Source organism: Lactococcus nasutitermitis (genome assembly GCF_018403765.1).
Taxonomy (GTDB): domain Bacteria; phylum Bacillota; class Bacilli; order Lactobacillales; family Streptococcaceae; genus Lactococcus; species Lactococcus nasutitermitis.
The window spans coordinates 1-21,224 of the sequence record NZ_BOVQ01000008.1; the positions used below are offsets into that span (position 1 = coordinate 1).

Here is a 21,224-nt window from a genome sequence, read left to right on the forward strand (position 1 = left end):
TCAAGAATTAAGCACGCATTTTTGATTTTTTTTCCCTTGCTGTTCGTCTATTGGCTTCAAACACTGATATAGCTGGATTTGTTCTGTGATTTTAAAATATTATAAAGTTAGTAAGCTATACATTTTTTATTTGTATTTTATTTTTTCTATAATATAGCTAGATTTTATATATAGTAGAAAGTTCTATTTTAGTTATAAATCTATATTCTTTATTTTTTTTATTATTAAATAGAGAGAAACTAATTTTAGATATCCACATTATTTTTTATTCAAATTTTTTTGTATTTTTTATTCATAGTATTATCCACAGATAAATAGCTTATTCATTGATTGTGTATAACTTTATATTTTATTGATTTTGCTATATTTCTTGTCAAAATTGTTCTTAGTTTTCCACTTTATCCACAAAAATGTTAATTTCTTTCCACTTTTGTGGATAAGTCTCTTTTTATTTTTAACACTTGTGGAAAAATAAAGTTTGAAATGATATAATAAGTTATCAACAAACAACTATAAAGGAGTATTATGCCTCTTCTAAAAAAGAATGATGAATTTTGGATGAGAGTTAAGCAACTTGCACAGAAAAGTATTAAATCTGCCGCTTATGATTATTTCATTGAACCTGCTCAATTATTGGGAATTGATGATGATACGGCTAATATTTTGGTGGAATCAAGTTTTCATAAAGATTATTGGAGAAAACAGTCTGATTTGATTATGACTGCAGGTCTCGAAATATTTGATAAACCAATTCGTTTTTCATTATATGCAAAGGATGATATTTCTGAGGATGAACTTAATGTTTTGACTCAGGAAAGTTCTGAACTTATCCAAGAGCTTGACACTTTTAAACCACCTGTTCCTATGATGACTGGTTTGAATAAAAAATACCGTTTTGGAAATTTTGTTCAAGGGCCTGGAAATAGATGGACTTTAGCTGCAGCTGTTGCCGTCGCTGATAAACCCGGGGATACTTATAATCCTTTATTTATCTATGGTGGTGCTGGACTGGGAAAAACTCATTTAATGCACGCGATTGGTAATGAAATTTTAAATGATAACCCTCATGCAAAAGTAAAATATGTTTCTTCGGAAAATTTTGTTAATGATTATGTCAATGCAACACGTAAAAATCAAATGGAAAGTTTTGAAGAAACTTATCGTAACTTAGACTTGCTTTTACTTGATGATGTCCAGTTCTTTAGTGATAAAGAAGGTACAAAAACTGAGTTTTTCAATACTTTTAATGCTTTATATGAAAAAGGTGCTCAGATTGTATTGACTTCTGATAGAATTCCTCAAGAATTAAATAACCTTGAGGAACGATTAGTAAGCCGCTTTTCTTGGGGACTAACGACGGATATTACAGCACCTGACTATGAAACACGTATGGCAATTCTTTTAATAAAATCTGAAGCAAGTCAACTGGAATTTCCTAGTGATACCTTGGGTTACATTGCTGGGCAGATTGATTCTAATGTCCGTGAACTTGAAGGAGCGCTTAATCGGGTAGAATTTGTTGCTAAAGCTAACAATGTTTCTGTGGTTGATATAGAAACAGCAAGTCAAGCGCTACGTTCACTAAAAAGTTCGGCTGCTCAAACGATGTCTAACCTGACTATAAAAAGAATTCAAGAGGAAGTAGCAAAATTTTATCATATTTCCTTATCTGACTTGGTTGGTCCAAAACGTCCTAAAGAAATTGCTTTTCCACGACAAATCGCTATGTATTTGGTGCGAGAACTTCTCGGAACTAGTCTCCCTGCGATTGGTAATGCTTTTGGAGGACGAGACCATACGACAGTAATGTACGCTTATAAGCAAATTTCTGATAAAATGAAAAGTGACAGTGATGTTCAAAAAGATATTGATAGCATCAAGCAAAAGTTTCAGTGATGTGGATAAGTCGAGAATTATACACTCTATTATTCAAAAGTTATACACATAGGAAAACTTTTATATATCGTGCTAGAACTAAGTTATGCACATACTCACTGCCCCTACTACTATTACTATCTTTATTTATATTAAATAATTAATAAAAGGAGTCTCATGATTAAATTTACAATTAACAAAAATGCTTTTCAAAATGCTTTAAGAATTACCAAACAAGCAATTGGTTCTAAAGTAACTATTCCTGCTTTGACAAAATTAAAAATTACTGTTTCTGATGATGGAATCACTTTAGTTGGTTCTAATGGACAAATTTCTATTGAAAATTTCTTACCTGCTACAGATAAAGATGCTAATATGTTGATTTCTAGTACAGGTTCTATCTTGTTAGAAGCTGCTTTTTTTGAAAGTGTTGTAAGTCAACTTCCTGAAGTAACTTTAGAATTTACAGAAGTTGGACAAAAACAAGTAATTTTAAATTCTGGAAAATATGAAATTACTTTAAAAGGATTGGATTCAGAAATTTATCCACGTATTCAAGATATTTCTAAGGAAACTTCTTTAAAAATCAATGTTGGACTTTTAAAAACAATCTTCAGTGAGACAGTTTTTGCTGTTAGTACACAAGAAAATCGTCCTATATTTACTGGTGTTCATTTGCAAGTTTTTCCTGATAAACAGTTTAAAGCTGTTGCAACAGACTCACATCGTATGAGTCAACGAATACTGAATTTAGAAGAATCTAATTTGGAATTTGATGTTATATTGCCAAGTAAATCTATCAATAGTTTCAAAAATGTTTTTGCAAATGATGAAGAAGATATTGAAATTTTTATTAATACAAGCCAAATCTTATTTAGAAATGACACAATCAGTTATTATAGTCGTTTGATTGAAGGAAGTTATCCTGATACTAATCGTTTAATTCCGAAAAATGAAGATTATACATTGGATTTAGTATTTGATGTTGCAGAATTAAGACATACAATGGAACGTGCAAGACTTTTGACAATGCAAACAACAAATGGAACGGTAAAATTGACTGTCTCTGGTAATTCTGTAGTTACAACTGCAAATTCTCCTGAAGTTGGTTCTGTTCATGAAGAAATGACAACGATTGAGAAAGCGGGTGAAGATTTGGTAATTAGTTTTAATCCTGAATATTTGATTGATGCGCTGAAAGTTGTGAAAGAGCCTGAAGTACGTATCCGATTTATTTCTAGTGTTCGTCCTTTTACATTACAACCTAAAAATGGAGAAGATAGCTTTGTTCAACTAATTACACCAGTAAGAACGAATTAAAAAAATTTGTTATAATGGACTTAACGAAAGTTGGGTCTATTTTTTTATGGAAATTTTAACGAGTGAAATTACGCAAGATTTGACGGCTAAATTGCTGAAAATTGCACAAAAAGAACTGAAAAATCAACGAAAAATTTATTATATTGTCCCTTCTTCAATGTCATTTGAAAAGGAAAAAGAGATTTTAGAGCGATTATCAGACGGGAAAGATACTGCTGTTTTTGATTTGCTTGTGACACGTTTTAAGCAACTCCCTTATTATTTTGATAAGTTGGAACGTGAAGATGAACGTGTAGAATTAAGTCCTGTGGGAATTTCTATGCTTTTTAGAAAGGTTCTAAAAACTTTTAATAAGGAGCAGATTCCTCTTTATTATTCGCAACAAAATATGTCAGGTTTTTTGGAAATGCTGGTTAATTTACGTGCGGAATTGTTGACAGCAAATTTATCAGTAGAAGATTTACCTGATAATCCTAAAAATAAAGAATTAAAACTGATTTTAACTGAGTTTGAAAATCAACTTTTGAATAATTATGCAAATTACTCTGAATTTAGAGAATTTACGGAAAATGTGAGTGCAGGAAAGTTCGATAATCAGTTAAAAAATTCTGTGATTATTGTAGATGGTTATACGCGTTTTTCTGCAGAGGAAGAATTATTTTTAGCATCAGTTCATGATAAGGTTGCACGATTTGTAGTTGGTACGTATGCAGATAATCAATTATCAGATATCATTTATCAAAATTCTTTGGATATGATTACACGCTTTCGACGAAAATTTCAAGCTAAAGTGTTGAAAAATGATGGGAATGCTGTAAAAAATGTTTACAGTAAGTTGACGGATTTAGTAAAACAAGATAGTAATTTTGTTATTCCTGATAAAAAAATAGAGTTAACAAAAGATGATACTGAGCATTTTGAAATTTGGCAGGCGGAAAATCAAACGGCAGAAATTGAAGCTGTTGCTATGAAAATTCGTCAGGGAATAGCAAGAGGAGCTAAGTTTAAGGATTTTACAGTATTGGTTGGAGATAGTTCGAGTTATGAAATTTCACTGAAATCTATTTTTGATTTATATGAAATTCCTTATTTTTATGCACAGGAGGAAGCGATGAATCAGCATCCTTTGATTGCTTTTTTTGAAAGTTTGTATTTGATTAAAAAAAATAATTATCGAACGGACGATGTTGTTAATTTATTAAAAACGAAGGTTTACAATGGTGTAAACTTTAATCAAGATACTTTAGATGCTTTTGAATATTATGTGCAGAAATATAAAGTTCAAGGACGTAAAAATTTTTCAACTGAATTTTTAGAAATTGAGAATCAAGCAGATGTTGAAAAATTACGTGTAGAATTGCTTGGTGATACTTCTCCTTTACAAAAATTTTTAACAGGAAATAATCAAAAAACAGGTCAAGCTTGGGTAAATGATTTAGAGGATTTGATAAGAGATGGAAAGATTTTAGAAGTTGTCAATCAACTTTACAGTTTGGCTGAGGAAGAAAATAATCATGTGCTTTCTTCTAAACATGAACAAGTTTGGAATTTGTTATTGTCAACTTTATCGGAATTTCTTTCTGTTTTTGCTAATCAAAAGTTGAAAATTTTGGATTTTTTGGATATTATCTTGGTTGGTTTAAAAAATGCAAAATATCGTCAAGTACCAGCTAATGTTGATGTTGTTAATGTGAAAGATTATGAATTGGTTGAGCCTCGGACAAATAAATTTGTTTATGCTATTGGTTTGAGTCTGACTAATTTTCCACGAATTAAAAAGAATTCGACTTTGTTGACTGAGGAAGAACGAGCAGAAATAAATGAAAATACAACAGATGATGTTTTTATTGAGCAGTTAAATGTTGTTAATTACAATAAAAATCTTTTAACTGTTTTGTCTTTAATCAATGCTGCAAGTGAAAAGTTAGTGCTTTCTGCGCCACAAATCATGGCAAATGCTCAAGATGAAATTTCTCCTATTTTGGAGCTTTTTGTCAATCATTCAGATGAAAGTGTCAATAAAAAAATTACTTCTGTCAGTTTACAGGGAAGTTTACAATATGTTGGAAATGAACGTGCTATGATTTCAATTATGGGAAAAATAGAACGTGAACTGGTTTTGCAGGAAGAAAAGAAGGGAGATAAGCGCGCTTTTTGGTCTAGTATTTTTAGATTATTGGCGAAAGATAATTCGGATTTTCGGAATTTACTTTTTAATTTGGATAAGGATATTGAACCTGTAAACTTGGCTGTAAATACGGTTAATCAGATATATTCTAATGATATTTATGCTTCTGTAAGTAGTTTTGAGCGTTATTATAATTGTGAATATCAGTATTTTGTTGAAAATACATTAGGACTTGAGATTTTTGAAAATATTGATATAAATTCAAAAATAGTGGGTAATTTTTTCCATGAAGTTTTTGAGAAAATTTTAAAAGTGAGTGAGTTGACTGTTGGAAATTTTGATGATAAATTGACAACTGTTTTACAGGAAGTGAATAATGAATATGCGCGTTATTTTACACGTGATGCACGTTCAAGATTTACTTGGGCAAACTTGGAAGAAATTGTTAGACAAACTTCGGTAATGTTAAAGAAATCTGTTGCTTCTACAGAAATTAATCCTCTAATGACTGAGAGTAGTTTTGGCTTACCAAGGAGTGAGTTAGGAAATTTTGTAATTGATAAGGTTAATTTGCGAGGACGTATTGACCGTGTGGACCAATTATTTGATGAAAGTTTAGGAGCGATAGATTATAAATCGAGTCAACATAGTTTTAAGTTACAAAGTGCTTATGATGGTCTTAGTTTACAGTTTTTGACTTATTTGGATGTTTTGCGTAAAGCTTATCCGACACATGAATTGTGGGGAGCTTTGTATTTACATATAAAAAATAATAGTGTGGAACTTAATAGTGTCAATCAACTTTCTGATTTGAATCAACTTTTAAATAAGGATATGAGTTATGAGGGCTTAATTCTTGATGATAAGGCGGATAATTTAAAATCAAAAGTTGATATGATTGCAGTTAGTCGAAATAATATTTATAATAATGTTGAATTTGAAAATTTATTAGAAATTAATGAGAGACATTATAAGAATGCTGCTGAACGTTTGAAGAATGGTGAAATTACCATCAATCCGGTTATGAAACGCTCGGAGGGAATGGATAAAATGGGGAATGTTCAGGGATGTAAATATTGTCCATTAAAATCCATTTGTCGATTTGAGGCAAATAGACATATGAATAAATATACTCGAGAAATTTCACAAAAATCACGTAATGAAATTTTGCAAGAGATAAGAACGGAGGTGAAAAATGGCTGACGTAAAATTAACACCAGAACAATATGAGGCAATTCATAGTTCAGGACATAATATTTTGGTATCTGCAAGTGCAGGTTCTGGGAAAACCTTTGTAATGGCAAATCGAATCGTTGAAAAAGTAAAAGCTGGTGTTGATATTGAAAGTTTATTTATTTCTACCTTCACTAAAAAAGCAGCCGCAGAATTGCGGACACGATTAGAAAAAGATTTGAAAAAAGCACGTTATGAAACAGATAATCTGATAGAAAAACAAAGGTTGACAGCAAGTTTACACAAGTTGTCAAATGCTGATATAGGTACGATGGATAGTTTTACACAAAAACTCGTACGTGAACATTTTAATCGTGTGGATATTGCCCCTAATTTTAGGATTTTGGCAGATACTACTGAAAGTGATTTGATTAAGCAGGATATTTTTGAGCGGTTGGTTGAAACTTATCTGTCGGAAGATGAGGAGAAAAATTTACAAATTTCTAAGAAAGATTTTGAAAAACTTGTTAAGAATTTTTCTAAAGATAGAGATATTAGTGGTTTTCAAAATGTTGTTTACAGTATTTATAATTTTATTTCGGCAACGGAACATCCTGTAAATTGGCTGAAAACAGATTTTTTGCTTGGTTTTGAACATTATACAAAGTTTACAGATTTACCTGATAGGTTTACAAAGGATACTGAGATTTATTTAAAAGATTTCTTTGCTCTTTTGAAAAATTCTTTGTTAAACGGTGTGATTTCTGGTAAAACTGGGATTGAAAAAGCTCAGAAAATTTTAGATAGTGAAGAAAAAATTTTGACAGAACTGTCAAAAAGAAATTTTGCTGATTTTAGTGAACTTTTTCTGAGTTTGGATACAGATATTCGTGTTGGGACGTCAAAAGAGGAATTGATTTTGATGTTGAAAAAAGAATTTTCTGCTAAAAAACAGGAATGGATTGGAAGTGCCAGTAAACCAGGAGAAGTTCGTAAATTTGTCAATAAAATAAAACATTTGAAAGTGATTGAAAAATATCAACCGGAAGCTTTTGAAATTGCGAAAAATCTTCAGTTATTTATGCTGGATTTTTATGCTTCTTATTTGGAGAGAAAACGTGTAGAAAATGCGTTTGAATATAGTGATATTGCACATTTTGCAATCAATATTTTGGAAGAAAATCCAGATATTCGTGAGTTTTTGCGAGAGAAATATAATGAGATTATGATTGATGAATATCAAGATACCAGTCATACTCAGGAAAGAATGCTGGAACTTTTATCAAATGGGAAAAATCTTTTTATGGTTGGGGATATCAAACAATCTATCTATGGTTTTCGTTTGGCGGACCCAGGACTTTTTCTTGAAAAGTATAAAAGTTATGAAGAAGATACAAATGATAATCAGCTCATTCGACTAAAAGAGAATTTTCGTTCGCGTGGCGAGGTTTTGAATTTTACAAACCAAGTGTTTAAACATTTGATGAATGAGGAAATTGGTGAGATGACTTATGGACAGGAAGAAATGCTTGTTCAGGGGAATGTGACGGATTATCCGCTTGAGCCAGATGAAGAATTTTATCCTGAATTAGTGCTTTATAAGGAAAGTACGATTGAGAGAAATGATGATGAAACTGTTGAAAAAATTTCAGATGGTGAGATAAAAGTTGCTGCTTTAAAAATAAAAGAGCTTTTACAAAAAGGTGTGGAACCAAAAGAAATTGCTATTTTGGTTCGTTCAAAATCAAATAATAACAAAATCGAAGATATTTTGACTTCTTATGATATTCCAGTAGTTTTGGATGAAGGACGAGTTGATTTTTTGAAGTCAATGGAAGTGCTTGTGATGCTTGATGTATTGCGGGCGATTGATAATCCATTATATGATATTTCACTTGTAGCGATGATGCGTTCTCCTTTGTTTTCATTTGATGAAGATGAGTTGACTTGTATTAGTTTACAAGCTGGGCGAGGAATAAGATTTTGGAAAAAAATTGAACTTGTTCTTGATAAAAAAGGTGAAAAACAAGATTTAGTTTCAGCAAAATTTTTGACAAAACTGTCAAAATTTATTGATAGGTTTACAGAGTGGCGTAAACTTGTCAATCAAATTTCCATTCACGAATTATTATGGAAAATATATGTTGATACTTATTACTTTGACTATGTAGGGGCTTTACAAAATGGTGAAATGCGTCAAGCAAATTTACAAGCTCTGTCAACTCGTGCTGAAAGTTATGAAAGTTCTGGTTACAAAGGCTTATTCAAATTTATTCGCTTGATTGATAAATTTATGGAGCAAAATAATGATTTGGCTTCTGTCAATATTAAATTGCCTCAGAACGCAGTGCGCGTGATGACTTTTCATAAATCCAAAGGTTTGGAATTTGACTTTGTTTTCTTGATGAATTTACAGTCCAAATTTAATACACGTGATTTGAAAGAAAATATTATTCTTACGCGTGAGAATGGTTTGGGAATGAAAGTTGTTGCTGATTTGAAAAAAGAAGCAGATGTTCAGACAGATTTTCCATATGTTCTCGTGAAAATGGAAACTTTGCCTTACATGATGAATCAAGAAATAAAGGAGCTTTCGAGCCTTTCTGAGGAAATGCGCGTGCTGTATGTTGCCTTTACACGAGCGAAGAAAAAGCTTTATATGATTGGTAAAATTAAAGAAACTGAGAAAAAAGCAGCCTTTGATGATTATCAGGATGCTGTACTAGAACAGAATGTACTTTCTAATAAATATCGGCGGGCATCAACAGGATTTCAACATTGGCTTTTGGCTTTGGATGAAGTAGTAGAATTGCCAATAAAAATGAATATTTATGCAAAAGAAGATTTACAAGAAAGTAACACTGAATTTACAAGTCAACCAAATTTTGCAAAATTATTAGAGGAATCTAAAAAATTCGATGGAATAATGGAAAATTTGCCAGAAATACAAAAGGCGAAAGAAATCATTGAGTTTACTTATCCAAATCTTGCAGCTACACAATTAGCCAGTATTCAAACGCCAAGTCAAGTGAAAAAACGAAGTTATGAAAAGGAACTTGAAGTTGGTAGTGTTCAACCCGTCAGTGAATTTATCCGTGCAAAAAAATTTGAATTATTAGATTTAAATAAGAAAAGTATTAGTGCAGCAGAAATCGGTTCAGCCACACACAGTTTCATGCAACAAGTTGATTTTTCACAGCCAGATTTGTTCAGTTTTCAAGCAACGTTGGACAAAATGCCTTTTGACAAAACTGTCAAAAATAAAATTGATATTGCTAAAATTTTGACACTTTTTGACACAGAACTTGGTCAACTTTTGGTTGACAAGGTTGACAGCACTGTCAAAGAAGCACCATTTTCAATGCTAAAAACAGATGAATTTGCTGATGAACAATACATTGTCCGCGGGATTTGTGATGGTTTTGTCAAACTTGATGACAAGATTATTCTGTTTGACTATAAGACAGACCATTTTACAAGTCTATCAAAAATCTCAGAAATCAAGCAACGTTATCAGTCGCAACTTGATTTATATGCTGATGCGTTGACAAAAGCTTACGCTGTTACTGATATTGAAAAATATTTAATTTTACTTGGTGGCCCAGATAAGGTTGTTGTTGAAAAATTACTTTGACAAGGCTGTCAATCGTAAAAAAATTGGAGGAAGAAAATGTTAGATTATGAACTTGGTTCAATTGTCCAAATGAAAAAACCGCACGCGTGTACCGTCAAATCAACTGGGAAAAAAGCAAATTGCTGGGAAATTACACGACTTGGCGCAGACATCAAAATTCGCTGTACAAATTGCAATCATGAAGTGATGATGGGACGATTTGATTTTAATAAAAAAATACAAAAAGTGCTGGAAAAATAAGATGTTAATTATAAAAATTATTATTTTTATCATTTTATTCTTATTTATATTTTCACTTCTAGTTTTCATTGCCTTACAGCCAAAAAGTTTCAATATTGATGCTCAGCCACCGAAAAAAGACAGCCCGACCTATCCTGACTGGCAAGCATTTATGACTGCCAAAAAAGAAATCTGGACGATACAAAGCACTAAAAATCAGCCCCTTGAAGCTTGGTATTTACCAGCTGACCAACCAACAACAAAAACCGTTCTTCTTGCCAATGGTTATCATTCTAATCGTATCGCATTTGCTGCGTTTTGCTGGCTTTTTCACAGTCTCGGCTATAACGTTCTGGAAACGACCTACACTGGCGCGCGCGACAGTAGTGGCTTTTTCATCGGTTTTGGTTGGACGGATCGTGAAAACTATCTTCACTGGATTCAGGAAATTATCCGAAAAAATGGTGCAGACTCAGAAATCTTACTTTTTGGCATCTCGATGGGCGGTGCTTCTGTGATGCTTCTATCTGGCGAGACGTTACCTGTGCAAGTTAAAGCAATTATCAATGACTGTGGTTATTCTTCCCTGTGGGATGAGATTGTTTTCAAAGCAAAACATGATTTCCACTTGCCAGCCTTTCCACTCGTCTATCTGATGAGTTTTTGGTCGAAAATCTTTGCTAGTTATTTTTTCAAAGAAGTCAAGATTTTAGACGCTTTAGCAAAAAATACACGTCCAATCTTATTTATTCACGGAGACAAGGACAATTATGTTCCCACAGCAATGGTTTACGAGAATTTTTCTGCCGTAGCTGACGATGTTACTAAACAACTCTGGATTGCCAAAGACACGGGGCACGCAGGAAGTTACGACAAACACAAAGCAGAATACACACAAGTAATTCGTGACTTTTTACAAGAGAATTTTTAAAAAGGTTTACATCACTGTAAACCTTTTTGTAAACTCATCTGTAAATAGATTTGAGATTAAATTTAAGATAATTCAGCAACCAGCGAATTAAAAGTTTGGTCAATAACCAAGCATAGCGTGCAGCAACAACTGCAATAGTGAGCATCGCAAGAGCAACCAAAAGATTTTTTATTGTCAACATATCCCGACCAGTTTGACTAAAAAAGCTAAAATGTTGATTATTTGTGATAATCCCAAAAATCATTAAAAATGGTGAAATTGCCAATGCCAGCAAAATTGTCCAAAGAGCAAAAATCAAACTGGCAATGATAAAAATCAGCCAAAATCCAATAAAAGTATTAAATGCGAGTATCCCAAAAATCGCAAAGAAATTGAGTTTTCGTCTCTTTTCATGCTCAATCCCATTTGTCAACTCATCAATCGTTTTTTTATACATTGTACTCAAGTCCTTTATCATATAAATATTAGGTAAGGTGCGGTCTGTTTCCCAGCGTGAAATCGTCTGTCGTGTCACAAAAATTTTTTCTGCAACTTCTTCTTGTGTCAAATTGACAACGATTCGTGCTTTTTGTAAATTTTCTCCGAAAGTCATTTTTTTCCTCCAACTTTGATAGTTCTATTTTACTGAAAAATAGCGATAAAACAAGCAACAAAGCTGTTGCATTACACCTTTGATTGTCTTTTTTTCTGATTTACAGTATAATGATAAGAGAATTTTTAAAAGAAGGAAAAGAAAAATGTCATTAACAGCAGGAATTGTTGGACTTCCAAACGTCGGAAAATCCACTTTATTTAACGCCATCACAAAAGCAGGAGCCGAAGCTGCGAATTATCCCTTTGCGACGATTGAGCCAAATGTGGGTATGGTTGAAGTCCCTGATGAACGACTTGATAAGCTCACTGAAATGTATCATCCAAAGAAAACGATTCCTACGACCTTTGAGTTCACAGATATCGCAGGGATTGTTAAAGGTGCTTCTCGTGGTGAGGGGCTGGGAAATAAATTTCTCGCAAATATCCGCGAAGTCGATGCGATTATTCATGTGGTTCGGGCCTTTGACGATGAAAATGTCATGCGTGAAAATGGGCGTGAAGGTGCTTTTGTTGACCCGCTTGATGACATTGAAACCATTAACCTAGAGCTGATTTTAGCCGACCTTGAGAGTGTCAATAAACGCTTTACACGTGTTGAAAAAATCGCACGCACGCAGAAAGATAAGGATGCCGTTCTTGAATTTTCCGTTCTTTCCAAAATCAAGCCCGTTCTTGAAGATGGAAAATCTGCTAGAACAGTCGAATTTACAGAAGATGAACAAAAAGTTGTTAAAAGTCTCTTTTTATTGACAACAAAACCTGTATTGTACGTCGCAAACGTCTCTGAAGACGAAGTTGGTGAGTCAGACAGCATTGACTATGTCAAACAAATCCGTGATTTTGCTGCTACAGAAAATGCCGAAGTCGTTGTAATTTCTGCAAAAATTGAAGAAGAAATCGCTGAACTGGATGACGATGAAAAAGCAGAATTTTTAGAAAGTCTTGGTTTACAGGAATCTGGCGTTGCACAGTTGACAAAAGCTGCCTATCATTTATTAGGACTTGCTACTTTCCTTACCGCAGGAGAAAAAGAAGTCCGGGCTTGGACTTTTAAACGAGGAATGAAAGCCCCACAAACCGCTGGTGTCATTCATTCAGACTTTGAAAAAGGCTTTATCCGTGCGGTGACGATGTCTTATGATGACCTTATCACATATGGCTCAGAAAGAGCCGTTCGTGAAGCTGGACGCTTGCGCGAAGAAGGAAAAGACTACGTTGTCCAAGACGGCGATATTATGGAATTTCGTTTTAATGTGTAAACTTAGGTTTACAGTGGTGTAAAATAAAAATAGAAACTTCAAGGGTTTCTATTTTTATTTTAATTGGAATTATAACCGTGTTGACGACTATCTAACACTTCTTTCCAATGGTTTTCACGTTCTAATGCTTTTTTTCTTCCTATTTCGTTTGGCTGAAAAATTTCGAGTAGTTTAAATTGAAAATTATCTTGAATATATTTTATACCTGACTCTTTCCATAATGCTTTTAATTCTTTGTTGATGTATTCATTTTCAGTAGTTAGTCCTTTTGTTAGATAAGTTTTCCAACGTCCATAAATCCCAGCATCACCTGTAGCGGAGCCAACATATAGTTTGCCTGTCGCTTTGTCTGTCAAAACATAAACACCGTAAATTCGAGAAAGTGCAGTTTTCCAATCAGAATTATCAATCAAATGATTAAGTTCACTATATGATTTGATAATATTTTCATAACCCGGAAAATTTTCTGTTTTATCTTTATAAGAAACAGAAAGAATGTCTGAAATCTCAATAGCATTGATGGCTTCTTGATTAACAACCCACCAGTTTCTAGCTGGACTTTTCCAATCAACAATCAAACGTCCAAAGTAAGGAACATATTCTTCAAGACGTTTAATTTCTGCTTGGTCATTCCCATTATCTGCTTTTAAGACAAGATAAGCATCTATCAATAACCATTTGTGACTGCCATTTCCAAGCTCAATGAAAGAAAATTGAATGTCATCTGCCCTATTCCGTGCTGTTTTTCCATTACCATTATTTTGGTACCAATGTTCAAAATCTGGGTCATCATTAAGATACATTGATTCGAAAGAATACCATTTTTCCTCATTTCCCCAATCTTTATTAAATCGTAATTTAATTCGGCGATTAGAATATTGCCTTAATAAGGCATCAAAATTGAGTAAATCTTTTAGTAAAATTGGGTTGTTCATTATGTTCTCCTTTATTTTGCGAATTATAAAATGCTTTGTTATTGCTTATAATAAACTGGACCAGGTCCATTTTGTCCTGACCAAGCTATAATTCTGTCTTTTTGAGTATTGCCAGAACTTCCATCATAGGAGAAAAATCCTGTATTAGGTACACAATCAGCAGGCAGATAGTCTATTTCTATAAAATATCCACCTATTCCTGATGCGTTATCTATCTTAACTCCCATATCTAATCCACCAGAGATTGTATTATTATAATTAGGAGTTTTATTATAATCTTTTTTTAGTTGTACAGCATTTGTTTTTCTTGTTGCTTGTACAATCTCAGAATTGATTAAAGTTAATCCAGAAATTGTTGTATTTTCTGTTGAGCTTGTCCAATTTATTTTATTCCCAGAAACATTGAAAGTATCTCCGTTCTTATCTTTCCATATTCCTTGGATAGTATTATAATTTCCTGTTTCTATTTGAGAGAGATTCATGCTTTGACTTGCTATTAATGTGTTAAGACGATTTTGAAGTGTTACTTTTTTTGAATTTTCCCAGTCTTGAGTTAGTTTATTGATATCGTTTTGGGCTGTCTTTATATCTGTATCAATCGTTGCTTGTTCCACATCTGAAATTGAAAAAGATGTCGAAGAAATTTTACTTGTTTGTACAAAAATTGAACCAGAATCCATGTTACTTGAGCGGATAAGAATCCGATTTTTTGAAGTATCATCTATTACCCCATTGTTTAAAGAGAAAGTAATATCAATACCTGCAGGGTAAAATGAGATACTGTCTTCAATTGCTCCTACGGGAGCTTCAGCGCTTAGACTACCTTTTTGATTGTTAAATGAAACAGTTCCACTACCATTTGATTCGGAAAGTTGATTTTTTGATAATGAAATAAAAGATGTAATTTTATTTTTTGAAATTAAAAGTTGATTTATAGAATTTGAATTGTCAGGAGTCCATTGTATTCCCTTGCCATCATAATTATTTGAAGAGAAAGCAATGGTTTTCCAAGTTCCTTCAAGACTGCTATAATCTCCATTTTTGATTGCATTGAAATCCATTGGTTGAGCTTCCGCTGCTTTTTTCATTTGTGAGACTTTTTCATAAGCAGAAGATTTATCTTTTTCAGCTTTTTCAATAGCAGAAGTTGCTGTTGTAATGTCTGATAATCCTGTGGTTAAATTATTTATTTTTTGAGATAAAGTTTTTTTATCATTTGTTTTTAATTTTTGGATATTTTTTTGTGCTGTGGTGATATCTACTTTGAGCTGAGTTTTATAAGCTGTATTTACTGATGCTATTGCATTTTTTAGATTAATAATATTATTAATTTCTGAAATTTGTGCAGTGAATAATTTCTTATCGTTAGAGTTTAACTTTTTGATGGCAAGAGTTGCCTTTTGAATATCAGAGCTTTTTTCTGTTATTTTTGCTCGCTTAATATCTTTTTCTGCATTTACTTTTAACGCATGGTAGGTGGCTTTATGGAGAGAAATTTCATGTCTTTGATAGGCGAAAACACTTCCAGTAATGATTAGAAGAAGAGTTAGGATACCTAAAAATAGGAGGCGTTTTGATAATTTTTTGTTATTCTTTTTAACATCTTCGGGAAAATATTCATTTTTTCTTCTTTGCATATTCTTGCCAATCCTCCTTTGAAAATGTTTTATCAATTAAGATTAAACTGTCATTCACTTCTATTTTTTCGTCTACTTCTGGGTATTTTTTTATTGTTTCATCATAAACAAATCCTAATTTTGCATAAGCATCGTTTTTAAAAACAAGTTTTATATTTTCAAAATTAATAGAACGAAGGTAAGTGCTGTATCCACGCAAGTTAAAACCTTTATATTTAGGTAAAGGAACATATTTTGGGATTTTTGGAATAGCTGGCTTGTTTTCGTTTTGGTCAAGAGAAAAAGTTTCTTTTTGATTTTGAAGTTCCGCAAGTAACCGTTTGGTATTATCAGTTGCAGAATTTCTTATTAATTCTACATAAAAACCAAAAGGAATAAAAAGACAAATCAAAAAGGTAATGACTGGATGTTCGAGTTTTTGCTCGCAAACAGAGCGAATAATAAGGTAGGCGATGATTGCTCCGATGAAATATACAATTATCAAAAGTACAATGTATTGTGAAAGATAGTTAAACGGATTAAATGGAGTATAAGTAGTATAATTATTCATGAATTTCTCTTTCTTTAATAAAACGCTTCCTTTTTTTCGTGACTTGGCAAAGTCAAGTCCTTTAGATAAGTATATCTAAAGGACAACTATTAATAGCAATGTTTGAGATAATTTTTGTTATAATGAAAGAAGTTATTTTCAAAAATAGAAATTTAAAGATAGGTTGATAATAAGTTTACAGTGACTGTAAACTTCAAACGAAAAAATGAACAAAATATTTTTATTGACATATAAAAAAGTGGATTATTTTATTGATCCTAATAAGTTGCAAATTGTTACTTCAAATCATCAGTCAAGTGGAAAAAGTTTGCAAAAAATGCGGAGTCTTTGGTCATTTTTAGGCTCTTTGGTGGTTGTAATTGCAGGGATTGCTGTGATGGGTATTTTACATCAGCTTAATCAACAGACAGCTTATCCTTTATCGCTTGTATTATTGACGATTGTTTGTATTGTGGCTGAGCTGATTTCTTTTACTTATGAGCGCAAGACTAAAAAGCATTTTTTGAATGATTTGCGGGATTATAAACTTTTGAATAATCAAAAGGGAGAAAGAAAGTTTTTTGTTTATGGTTTGACGGCAGGGATTTTTCTTTTTATTCTTATGCTGTTTACCATTCATGCGTCGTTTATTTTCGCTTTTATTTATGGGAAAAATGGACAAGTTGCTTTGATGTGGCTGGCAATGATTTTGGTGATTTTATCAGGTTTGTCAATTTCTTTTATTCGGCATGGAAATCGGATGATTAAATATGGTTTTAAGGGCTTGAGGCAACTGAATGCGAAGAAAGTTGAGTTTTAAATTTTAAAAGCTCGACTTTTTATTTTTTTAAATGCAGGCTGTGTGGGTCTGGTAAAATGAAGAAAAGGTGGTTTTTTATGGTAAAAATTGCATTGGCGCAAATGGATGTTATATTTGCTGAGCCGGAGAAAAATTTTGAAAAAGTAGGTGAATTTACGAAACTCGCTGCTGAGAAAAAGGCAGATGTCGTTGTCTTTCCAGAGATGTGGAATACAGGCTATGCGCTGTCAAATTTGACAGAACTGGCAGATAGTGATGGAAAAAGAACAAAAAAGTTTTTGACAGAACTGTCAAAAAAATATCAGATAAACATTGTTGGTGGTTCAGTTGCAACAGCAAAATCTGGGAAATTTTACAATAGTAACTATATTTTTGACACTGATGGAAATTTGGTGAGCCATTATGATAAAGTGCATCTATTTGGTCCGATGGATGAGGAAAAATTTATTTCGAGTGGTGCAAGTGAGAATGTTTTTGAGTTGGCAGATGTGAAAAGTGCAGCGGTTATTTGCTATGATATTCGCTTTCCAGAATGGTTGTGCACAAATATGAAACAGGGAGCAAAAATTCTTTATGTGGTTGCAGAGTGGCCAGAACAGCGTATTGAGCAGTGGAAAATTTTGTTACAAGCGCGTGCGATTGAAAATCAAGCTTTTGTCGTGGCAGTTAATCGCGTTGGTCATGATTTGAATAATCGCTTTAGTGGGCATTCGTTGGCAGTTGGTCCACTAGGAAATATTTTGCTTGATGCTGGGGAAGCTGAAAGTTTACAGCTCATTGACATTGATGTCAACCAAGTTGACATAGTGCGTGGTCAAATTCCAGTATTTGCTGACCGCAGACCTGAACTTTATCACTAAAAATTTTTTTGACAGTTCTGTCAAAAAGTTTTTTATAAGAAAATAGAAATAAATTGAAGAAATATTTTTTGACAAAGCTGTCAAAAAAATAAAAGGAGTGTTTCACGTGAAATTTGAAGAATCTGAACGACTAAAAAATCTACCCAAGCAATTTTTTGCAAATTTAGTGCTGAAAGTCAATGCAAAAATTGCTGAGGGAGTCGATGTAATCAATCTCGGGCAGGGAAATCCTGACCAACCAACGCCTGATTATATTGTCAAAGCGACGCAGGAAGCGACTGCTAAAGCTCAAAATCATAAATATTCACCTTTTCGTGGGCTACATGATTTGAAAGTGGCAGCCAGCGATTTTTATCAGGAAAAGTATGGTGTTACTTTTGAACCAGAAAGTGAAGTGGCCATTTTGGCAGGTTCTAAAATTGGGCTGGTTGAATTGCCTTTGGCACTGATGAATCCAGGTGAACTGCTGCTGCTTCCTGACCCAGGCTATCCAGATTATTGGTCCGGAACTTCGCTTGGAAAAGTTGAATTTGCAACGGTTCCTTTGTTAGAAAAGAATAATTTTTTACCAGATTTAGCGCAAATTCCGGAAAGAATCGCGAAAAAAGCAAAATTTCTTTACTTAAATTATCCGAACAATCCCACAGGTGCTGTGGCTACACGAGAATTTTATGAAAAAGTGGTTGCTTGGGCAAAACACTATGAGGTGGGAATTATCAGTGATTTTGCCTACGGTGCGATTGGCTTTGACGGTCGCGCGCCGATTAGTTTCATGGAAATTGCAGGTGCACAAGAGGTTGGCGTTGAGTTTTATACTTACTCAAAAACCTTTAATATGGCAGGCTGGCGCCTTGGTTTTGCAGTGGGAAATGCTGACATCATTGAAGCACTTAATCTCATTCAAGACCATCTGTTTGTAAGTGTTTTTCCAGCTTTACAAGAAGCAGGAATTACTGCACTAACAGCACCAGAGCGTGATTTTGAAATTGACAAACTTGTCAAAACTTACGAAACACGCCGCAATGCTTTTGTGAGCGCTGCTGAAAAAATCGGCTGGCATGGTGGAAAATCGGGGGGAACTTTTTATAGTTTTATGCCTGTTCCTAAAGGTTTTACGAGCGAAAATTTTGCGGATTTGCTACTCGATAAAGTCGGTGTCGCTGTGGCTCCAGCAAATGGTTTTGGCGAATTTGGCGAGGGCTACGTACGGATTGGACTTTTAGTATCTCCTGAGCGTTTGATTGAGGCGGTTGAACGGATTTCCGGACTTGGACTTTTTGAAAAATAAATAAAAAGAGCACTTATTCTATGAAATATAAGTGTTCTTTTATAATCTGAAATAATACTCACAAACAAATAATTATCGTGATCATTGTTGGTCTTAATCATTACTGTAAAAATCCCTATTGTGAGAGATAGCCGTATCAATCTGCTTGAAACTTGTAATTATTATATTGGTCTTATCAATATCATCTTCTGTACCAGTTATTTGTTCAAAAAACATTGTCCTTTTTTAATTTCAACTGAGTTGCCATCAAAAAGAGTAATTTTCAAATTTTTTGCCGCTTGACAAAAAGCCACTTCTGGCGAACCATTGTTTACACTAATTTGAAATTTATTTGAGATTTCTAAGTTTTTGTGGAAATAGTAGTCGCTCGTTTTATTCGTATCGTTGCCGTACCATTGATTATAGTTCTGTCCTTGATTGTCCGGATCTGGTACATACTCAAAACCTGAAGCTTCCAAATGTTTCTTTATGGCAGAAATAGAGAGAGTATTTGTTGAAAAACTATTTGAATGATTACTTGTTGTACTCTTTGTACAAGCAACTAATACCAATACTGCCACCATGAGCATTAAGGATAGTAAAATACTTTTTTTCATATTATATTAAAGCTTTCTTTTTTGACTTGGCAAAGTTAAGTCCTTAGGATAAGTATATCCTAAGAACCATTACTAAAAGCAAGACGGAATTATTTAATTTCTGATATAATAAAAATTAAAATAATCAGCTTTATAGCTAGGAAAAAAAGATGAAACTTTATATTATTGGTAGAGTAGCAAGTGGAAAAACTACTCTGGCGTGCAAAATTTCGGTGATGACTGGGACACATGTGTATCATTTGGATGATATTGTGCATCAGGCAGCACCTGCTGGCAATGGAAATATCAAACGTTCTGTTATTGAGCGGGAGCAATTTTTTCAAGAAATTTTGATGCAGGAAAGTTATATCATTGAAGATGTTGGACGAAAATGTTTTACACAAGGTTTACGAGAAGTTGACACTGTTGTTTTGCTTGATTTACCGCAAAAACTATTGAAAAAACGGATTATTCTGCGTTTTATCAAGCAAAAACTCCATATTGAAAAAAGTTCTTATCGTCCAAGTTTACAGATGTTGCGAGCAATGTTTACATGGTTGAAAGAAAGTCCACGAGAAAAAGTCAAAGATTTACCTAATTTAGTTGTGTTGAAAAATAAAAAAGAAATCAAAAATTTTCTAAAAAACTTTTGACTTGACTTGGAGTAACTCCAACCTGATATAATAAATTATCCTACTGAAAGGGGAAAAGATGACCAGTATCACGGAAATGGCGAAGTATTCAGGCTTATCGGCAGACACCTTGCGCTTTTATGAAAAAGAAGGTTTAATCCAAGTACCGCGAAATGCACGTGGTGTGCGGGATTATGATGAAAGTGCGCGGCGTCAAGTTTACAGTGTGCGTTGTTACAGACGGGCTGGTTTACCGTTGGCGACAATTCGAGAACTATTAGTAGCACCTGAAAAACACACAGAGCATATTGATTTGCTGAAAACACATCGTGAGCAGGTGGTGGCGGATTTAGCTTCGCTCTCGGAAACGCTTGACTATCTTGACTATCGGATTGCCCAATCGGAGGAAAATTTACCGGGCGAATTGGCTCGTATGGAAGACTGGGTGAAGCACTCAGCGACTTAGAAAGAGGAAAAATGAAATTACCAAAACACATTGAGCAATTATTGGCTGCTCAAGCCAACTTTGATAGCAAGGCTTATGCGGCAAATTTTGCGGAGACAGCTGTTGTGACAGATGAGGGCGAGACTTATAGAGGACCTGCTGAGATTGAAACATGGAATCGGATGACAAATGCCAACTATCATACGGTTTACAAACCTGTCAACTTTGACGAAGAAAAAAATGTACTTACTGTTGAAGTTTCAGGAACTTTTCCAGGAAGTCCGATTGTTTTACATCAGCATTATATTTTTGATGCTGCTGGAAAGATTATCAAGTGGGAAGTGCTTTAAAGTAAGGAAAAAGTTGAATT

General features: G+C 33.5%; 18 protein-coding genes. 13 read left to right on the plus strand and 5 right to left on the minus strand.

The window, feature by feature from the left end:
• Positions 1–525 precede the first annotated feature (525 nt).
• From dnaA to KJS36_RS08925, 6 genes are all read left to right on the plus strand, one after another.
• Entirely contained in the window at positions 526–1,896 is a 1,371-nt protein-coding gene (dnaA, locus tag KJS36_RS08900) for a chromosomal replication initiator protein DnaA (protein ID WP_213536575.1), read from the plus strand.
• A 156-nt stretch (positions 1,897–2,052) separates the two neighbouring features.
• Positions 2,053–3,195, plus strand: coding sequence for a DNA polymerase III subunit beta (gene dnaN / locus KJS36_RS08905; protein ID WP_213536576.1), 1,143 nt, complete (start codon positions 2,053–2,055; stop codon positions 3,193–3,195).
• A gap of 46 nt (positions 3,196–3,241) precedes the next feature.
• A complete protein-coding gene (gene rexB, locus KJS36_RS08910) occupies positions 3,242–6,526 on the plus strand; it encodes an ATP-dependent nuclease subunit B (protein WP_213536577.1) in 3,285 nt (1,094 codons plus the stop codon).
• Positions 6,519–10,130: a helicase-exonuclease AddAB subunit AddA gene (gene addA, locus KJS36_RS08915; protein WP_213536578.1), complete on the plus strand. Its 3,612-nt coding sequence runs from the start codon at positions 6,519–6,521 to the stop codon at positions 10,128–10,130. The genes rexB and addA overlap by 8 nt, the downstream gene beginning before the upstream one ends.
• 36 nt (positions 10,131–10,166) lie before the next feature.
• A complete protein-coding gene (locus KJS36_RS08920) occupies positions 10,167–10,370 on the plus strand; it encodes a DUF951 domain-containing protein (RefSeq protein ID WP_213536579.1) in 204 nt (67 codons plus the stop codon).
• Position 10,371: 1 nt separating this feature from the next.
• Positions 10,372–11,280, plus strand: a complete 909-nt coding sequence (locus tag KJS36_RS08925; RefSeq protein WP_244842884.1) for an alpha/beta hydrolase — start codon at positions 10,372–10,374, stop codon at positions 11,278–11,280.
• 34 nt (positions 11,281–11,314) lie between these two features.
• Here KJS36_RS08925 and KJS36_RS08930 read toward each other — a convergent pair whose 3' ends face one another.
• Positions 11,315–11,872, minus strand: a complete 558-nt coding sequence (locus KJS36_RS08930) for a helix-turn-helix domain-containing protein (protein WP_213536580.1) — start codon at positions 11,870–11,872, stop codon at positions 11,315–11,317.
• A 145-nt stretch (positions 11,873–12,017) separates the two neighbouring features.
• Between KJS36_RS08930 and ychF the strand changes: the two genes are divergently transcribed.
• Positions 12,018–13,133 (plus strand): redox-regulated ATPase YchF, encoded by a 1,116-nt coding sequence (gene ychF, locus KJS36_RS08935; protein ID WP_213536581.1) that lies wholly within the window; start codon positions 12,018–12,020, stop codon positions 13,131–13,133.
• 59 nt (positions 13,134–13,192) lie between these two features.
• Here ychF and KJS36_RS08940 read toward each other — a convergent pair whose 3' ends face one another.
• Genes KJS36_RS08940 through KJS36_RS10845 form a run of 3 tightly spaced genes read right to left on the minus strand, consistent with a single transcriptional unit; the run spans position 13,193 to position 16,255 of the window.
• On the minus strand, positions 13,193–14,068 hold the full coding sequence (locus KJS36_RS08940) for a GIY-YIG nuclease family protein (RefSeq protein ID WP_213536582.1): 876 nt from the start codon (positions 14,066–14,068) through the stop codon (positions 13,193–13,195).
• A gap of 38 nt (positions 14,069–14,106) precedes the next feature.
• A complete protein-coding gene (locus tag KJS36_RS08945; protein WP_213536583.1) occupies positions 14,107–15,705 on the minus strand; it encodes a DUF6287 domain-containing protein in 1,599 nt (532 codons plus the stop codon).
• Positions 15,686–16,255: a hypothetical protein gene (locus tag KJS36_RS10845; protein WP_244842886.1), complete on the minus strand. Its 570-nt coding sequence runs from the start codon at positions 16,253–16,255 to the stop codon at positions 15,686–15,688. Before KJS36_RS10845 ends, KJS36_RS08945 begins: the two co-directional genes overlap by 20 nt.
• Positions 16,256–16,460: 205 nt before the next feature.
• Here KJS36_RS10845 and KJS36_RS08955 point away from each other — a divergent pair, with 205 nt between their 5' ends.
• The 3 genes from KJS36_RS08955 (at position 16,461) to KJS36_RS08965 (ending at position 19,202) form a co-directional block, all read left to right on the plus strand.
• Positions 16,461–17,054: an MFS transporter gene (locus tag KJS36_RS08955; protein ID WP_213536584.1), complete on the plus strand. Its 594-nt coding sequence runs from the start codon at positions 16,461–16,463 to the stop codon at positions 17,052–17,054.
• Between the two features lie 77 nt (positions 17,055–17,131).
• Positions 17,132–17,914 (plus strand): carbon-nitrogen family hydrolase, encoded by a 783-nt coding sequence (locus KJS36_RS08960; RefSeq protein WP_213536585.1) that lies wholly within the window; start codon positions 17,132–17,134, stop codon positions 17,912–17,914.
• Positions 17,915–18,020: 106 nt separating this feature from the next.
• Positions 18,021–19,202 (plus strand): pyridoxal phosphate-dependent aminotransferase, encoded by a 1,182-nt coding sequence (locus tag KJS36_RS08965; protein WP_213536586.1) that lies wholly within the window; start codon positions 18,021–18,023, stop codon positions 19,200–19,202.
• A 197-nt stretch (positions 19,203–19,399) separates the two neighbouring features.
• On the opposite strand, the gene KJS36_RS08970 is transcribed toward KJS36_RS08965, so the two are convergent.
• Positions 19,400–19,798 carry a hypothetical protein gene (locus KJS36_RS08970; RefSeq protein WP_213536587.1) on the minus strand — a complete coding sequence of 133 codons (399 nt, stop codon included), beginning with the start codon at positions 19,796–19,798 and terminating at the stop codon, positions 19,400–19,402.
• A gap of 149 nt (positions 19,799–19,947) precedes the next feature.
• Here KJS36_RS08970 and KJS36_RS08975 point away from each other — a divergent pair, with 149 nt between their 5' ends.
• The 3 genes from KJS36_RS08975 to KJS36_RS08985 are packed head-to-tail and all read left to right on the plus strand — an operon-like array spanning position 19,948 to position 21,204.
• Entirely contained in the window at positions 19,948–20,430 is a 483-nt protein-coding gene (locus tag KJS36_RS08975; protein WP_213536588.1) for a P-loop NTPase family protein, read from the plus strand.
• 58 nt (positions 20,431–20,488) lie between these two features.
• A complete protein-coding gene (locus tag KJS36_RS08980; protein WP_213536589.1) occupies positions 20,489–20,875 on the plus strand; it encodes a MerR family transcriptional regulator in 387 nt (128 codons plus the stop codon).
• A gap of 11 nt (positions 20,876–20,886) precedes the next feature.
• Entirely contained in the window at positions 20,887–21,204 is a 318-nt protein-coding gene (locus tag KJS36_RS08985) for a nuclear transport factor 2 family protein (protein ID WP_213536590.1), read from the plus strand.
• Positions 21,205–21,224: the final 20 nt, after the last annotated feature.

Bases quoted from the DNA above. Each gene is read 5' to 3' on its own strand.
- dnaA (WP_213536575.1), top strand. From the start codon at position 526: ATGCCTCTTCTAAAAAAGAATGATGAATTTTGGATGAGAGTTAAGCAA.
- dnaN (WP_213536576.1), top strand. From the start codon at position 2,053: ATGATTAAATTTACAATTAACAAAAATGCTTTTCAAAATGCTTTAAGA.
- rexB (WP_213536577.1), top strand. From the start codon at position 3,242: ATGGAAATTTTAACGAGTGAAATTACGCAAGATTTGACGGCTAAATTG.
- addA (WP_213536578.1), top strand. From the start codon at position 6,519: ATGGCTGACGTAAAATTAACACCAGAACAATATGAGGCAATTCATAGT.
- KJS36_RS08920 (WP_213536579.1), top strand. From the start codon at position 10,167: ATGTTAGATTATGAACTTGGTTCAATTGTCCAAATGAAAAAACCGCAC.
- KJS36_RS08925 (WP_244842884.1), top strand. From the start codon at position 10,372: ATGTTAATTATAAAAATTATTATTTTTATCATTTTATTCTTATTTATA.
- KJS36_RS08930 (WP_213536580.1), bottom strand. From the start codon at position 11,872: ATGACTTTCGGAGAAAATTTACAAAAAGCACGAATCGTTGTCAATTTG.
- ychF (WP_213536581.1), top strand. From the start codon at position 12,018: ATGTCATTAACAGCAGGAATTGTTGGACTTCCAAACGTCGGAAAATCC.
- KJS36_RS08940 (WP_213536582.1), bottom strand. From the start codon at position 14,068: ATGAACAACCCAATTTTACTAAAAGATTTACTCAATTTTGATGCCTTA.
- KJS36_RS08945 (WP_213536583.1), bottom strand. From the start codon at position 15,705: ATGCAAAGAAGAAAAAATGAATATTTTCCCGAAGATGTTAAAAAGAAT.
- KJS36_RS10845 (WP_244842886.1), bottom strand. From the start codon at position 16,255: ATGAATAATTATACTACTTATACTCCATTTAATCCGTTTAACTATCTT.
- KJS36_RS08955 (WP_213536584.1), top strand. From the start codon at position 16,461: ATGAACAAAATATTTTTATTGACATATAAAAAAGTGGATTATTTTATT.
- KJS36_RS08960 (WP_213536585.1), top strand. From the start codon at position 17,132: ATGGTAAAAATTGCATTGGCGCAAATGGATGTTATATTTGCTGAGCCG.
- KJS36_RS08970 (WP_213536587.1), bottom strand. From the start codon at position 19,798: ATGAAAAAAAGTATTTTACTATCCTTAATGCTCATGGTGGCAGTATTG.
- KJS36_RS08975 (WP_213536588.1), top strand. From the start codon at position 19,948: ATGAAACTTTATATTATTGGTAGAGTAGCAAGTGGAAAAACTACTCTG.
- KJS36_RS08980 (WP_213536589.1), top strand. From the start codon at position 20,489: ATGACCAGTATCACGGAAATGGCGAAGTATTCAGGCTTATCGGCAGAC.
- KJS36_RS08985 (WP_213536590.1), top strand. From the start codon at position 20,887: ATGAAATTACCAAAACACATTGAGCAATTATTGGCTGCTCAAGCCAAC.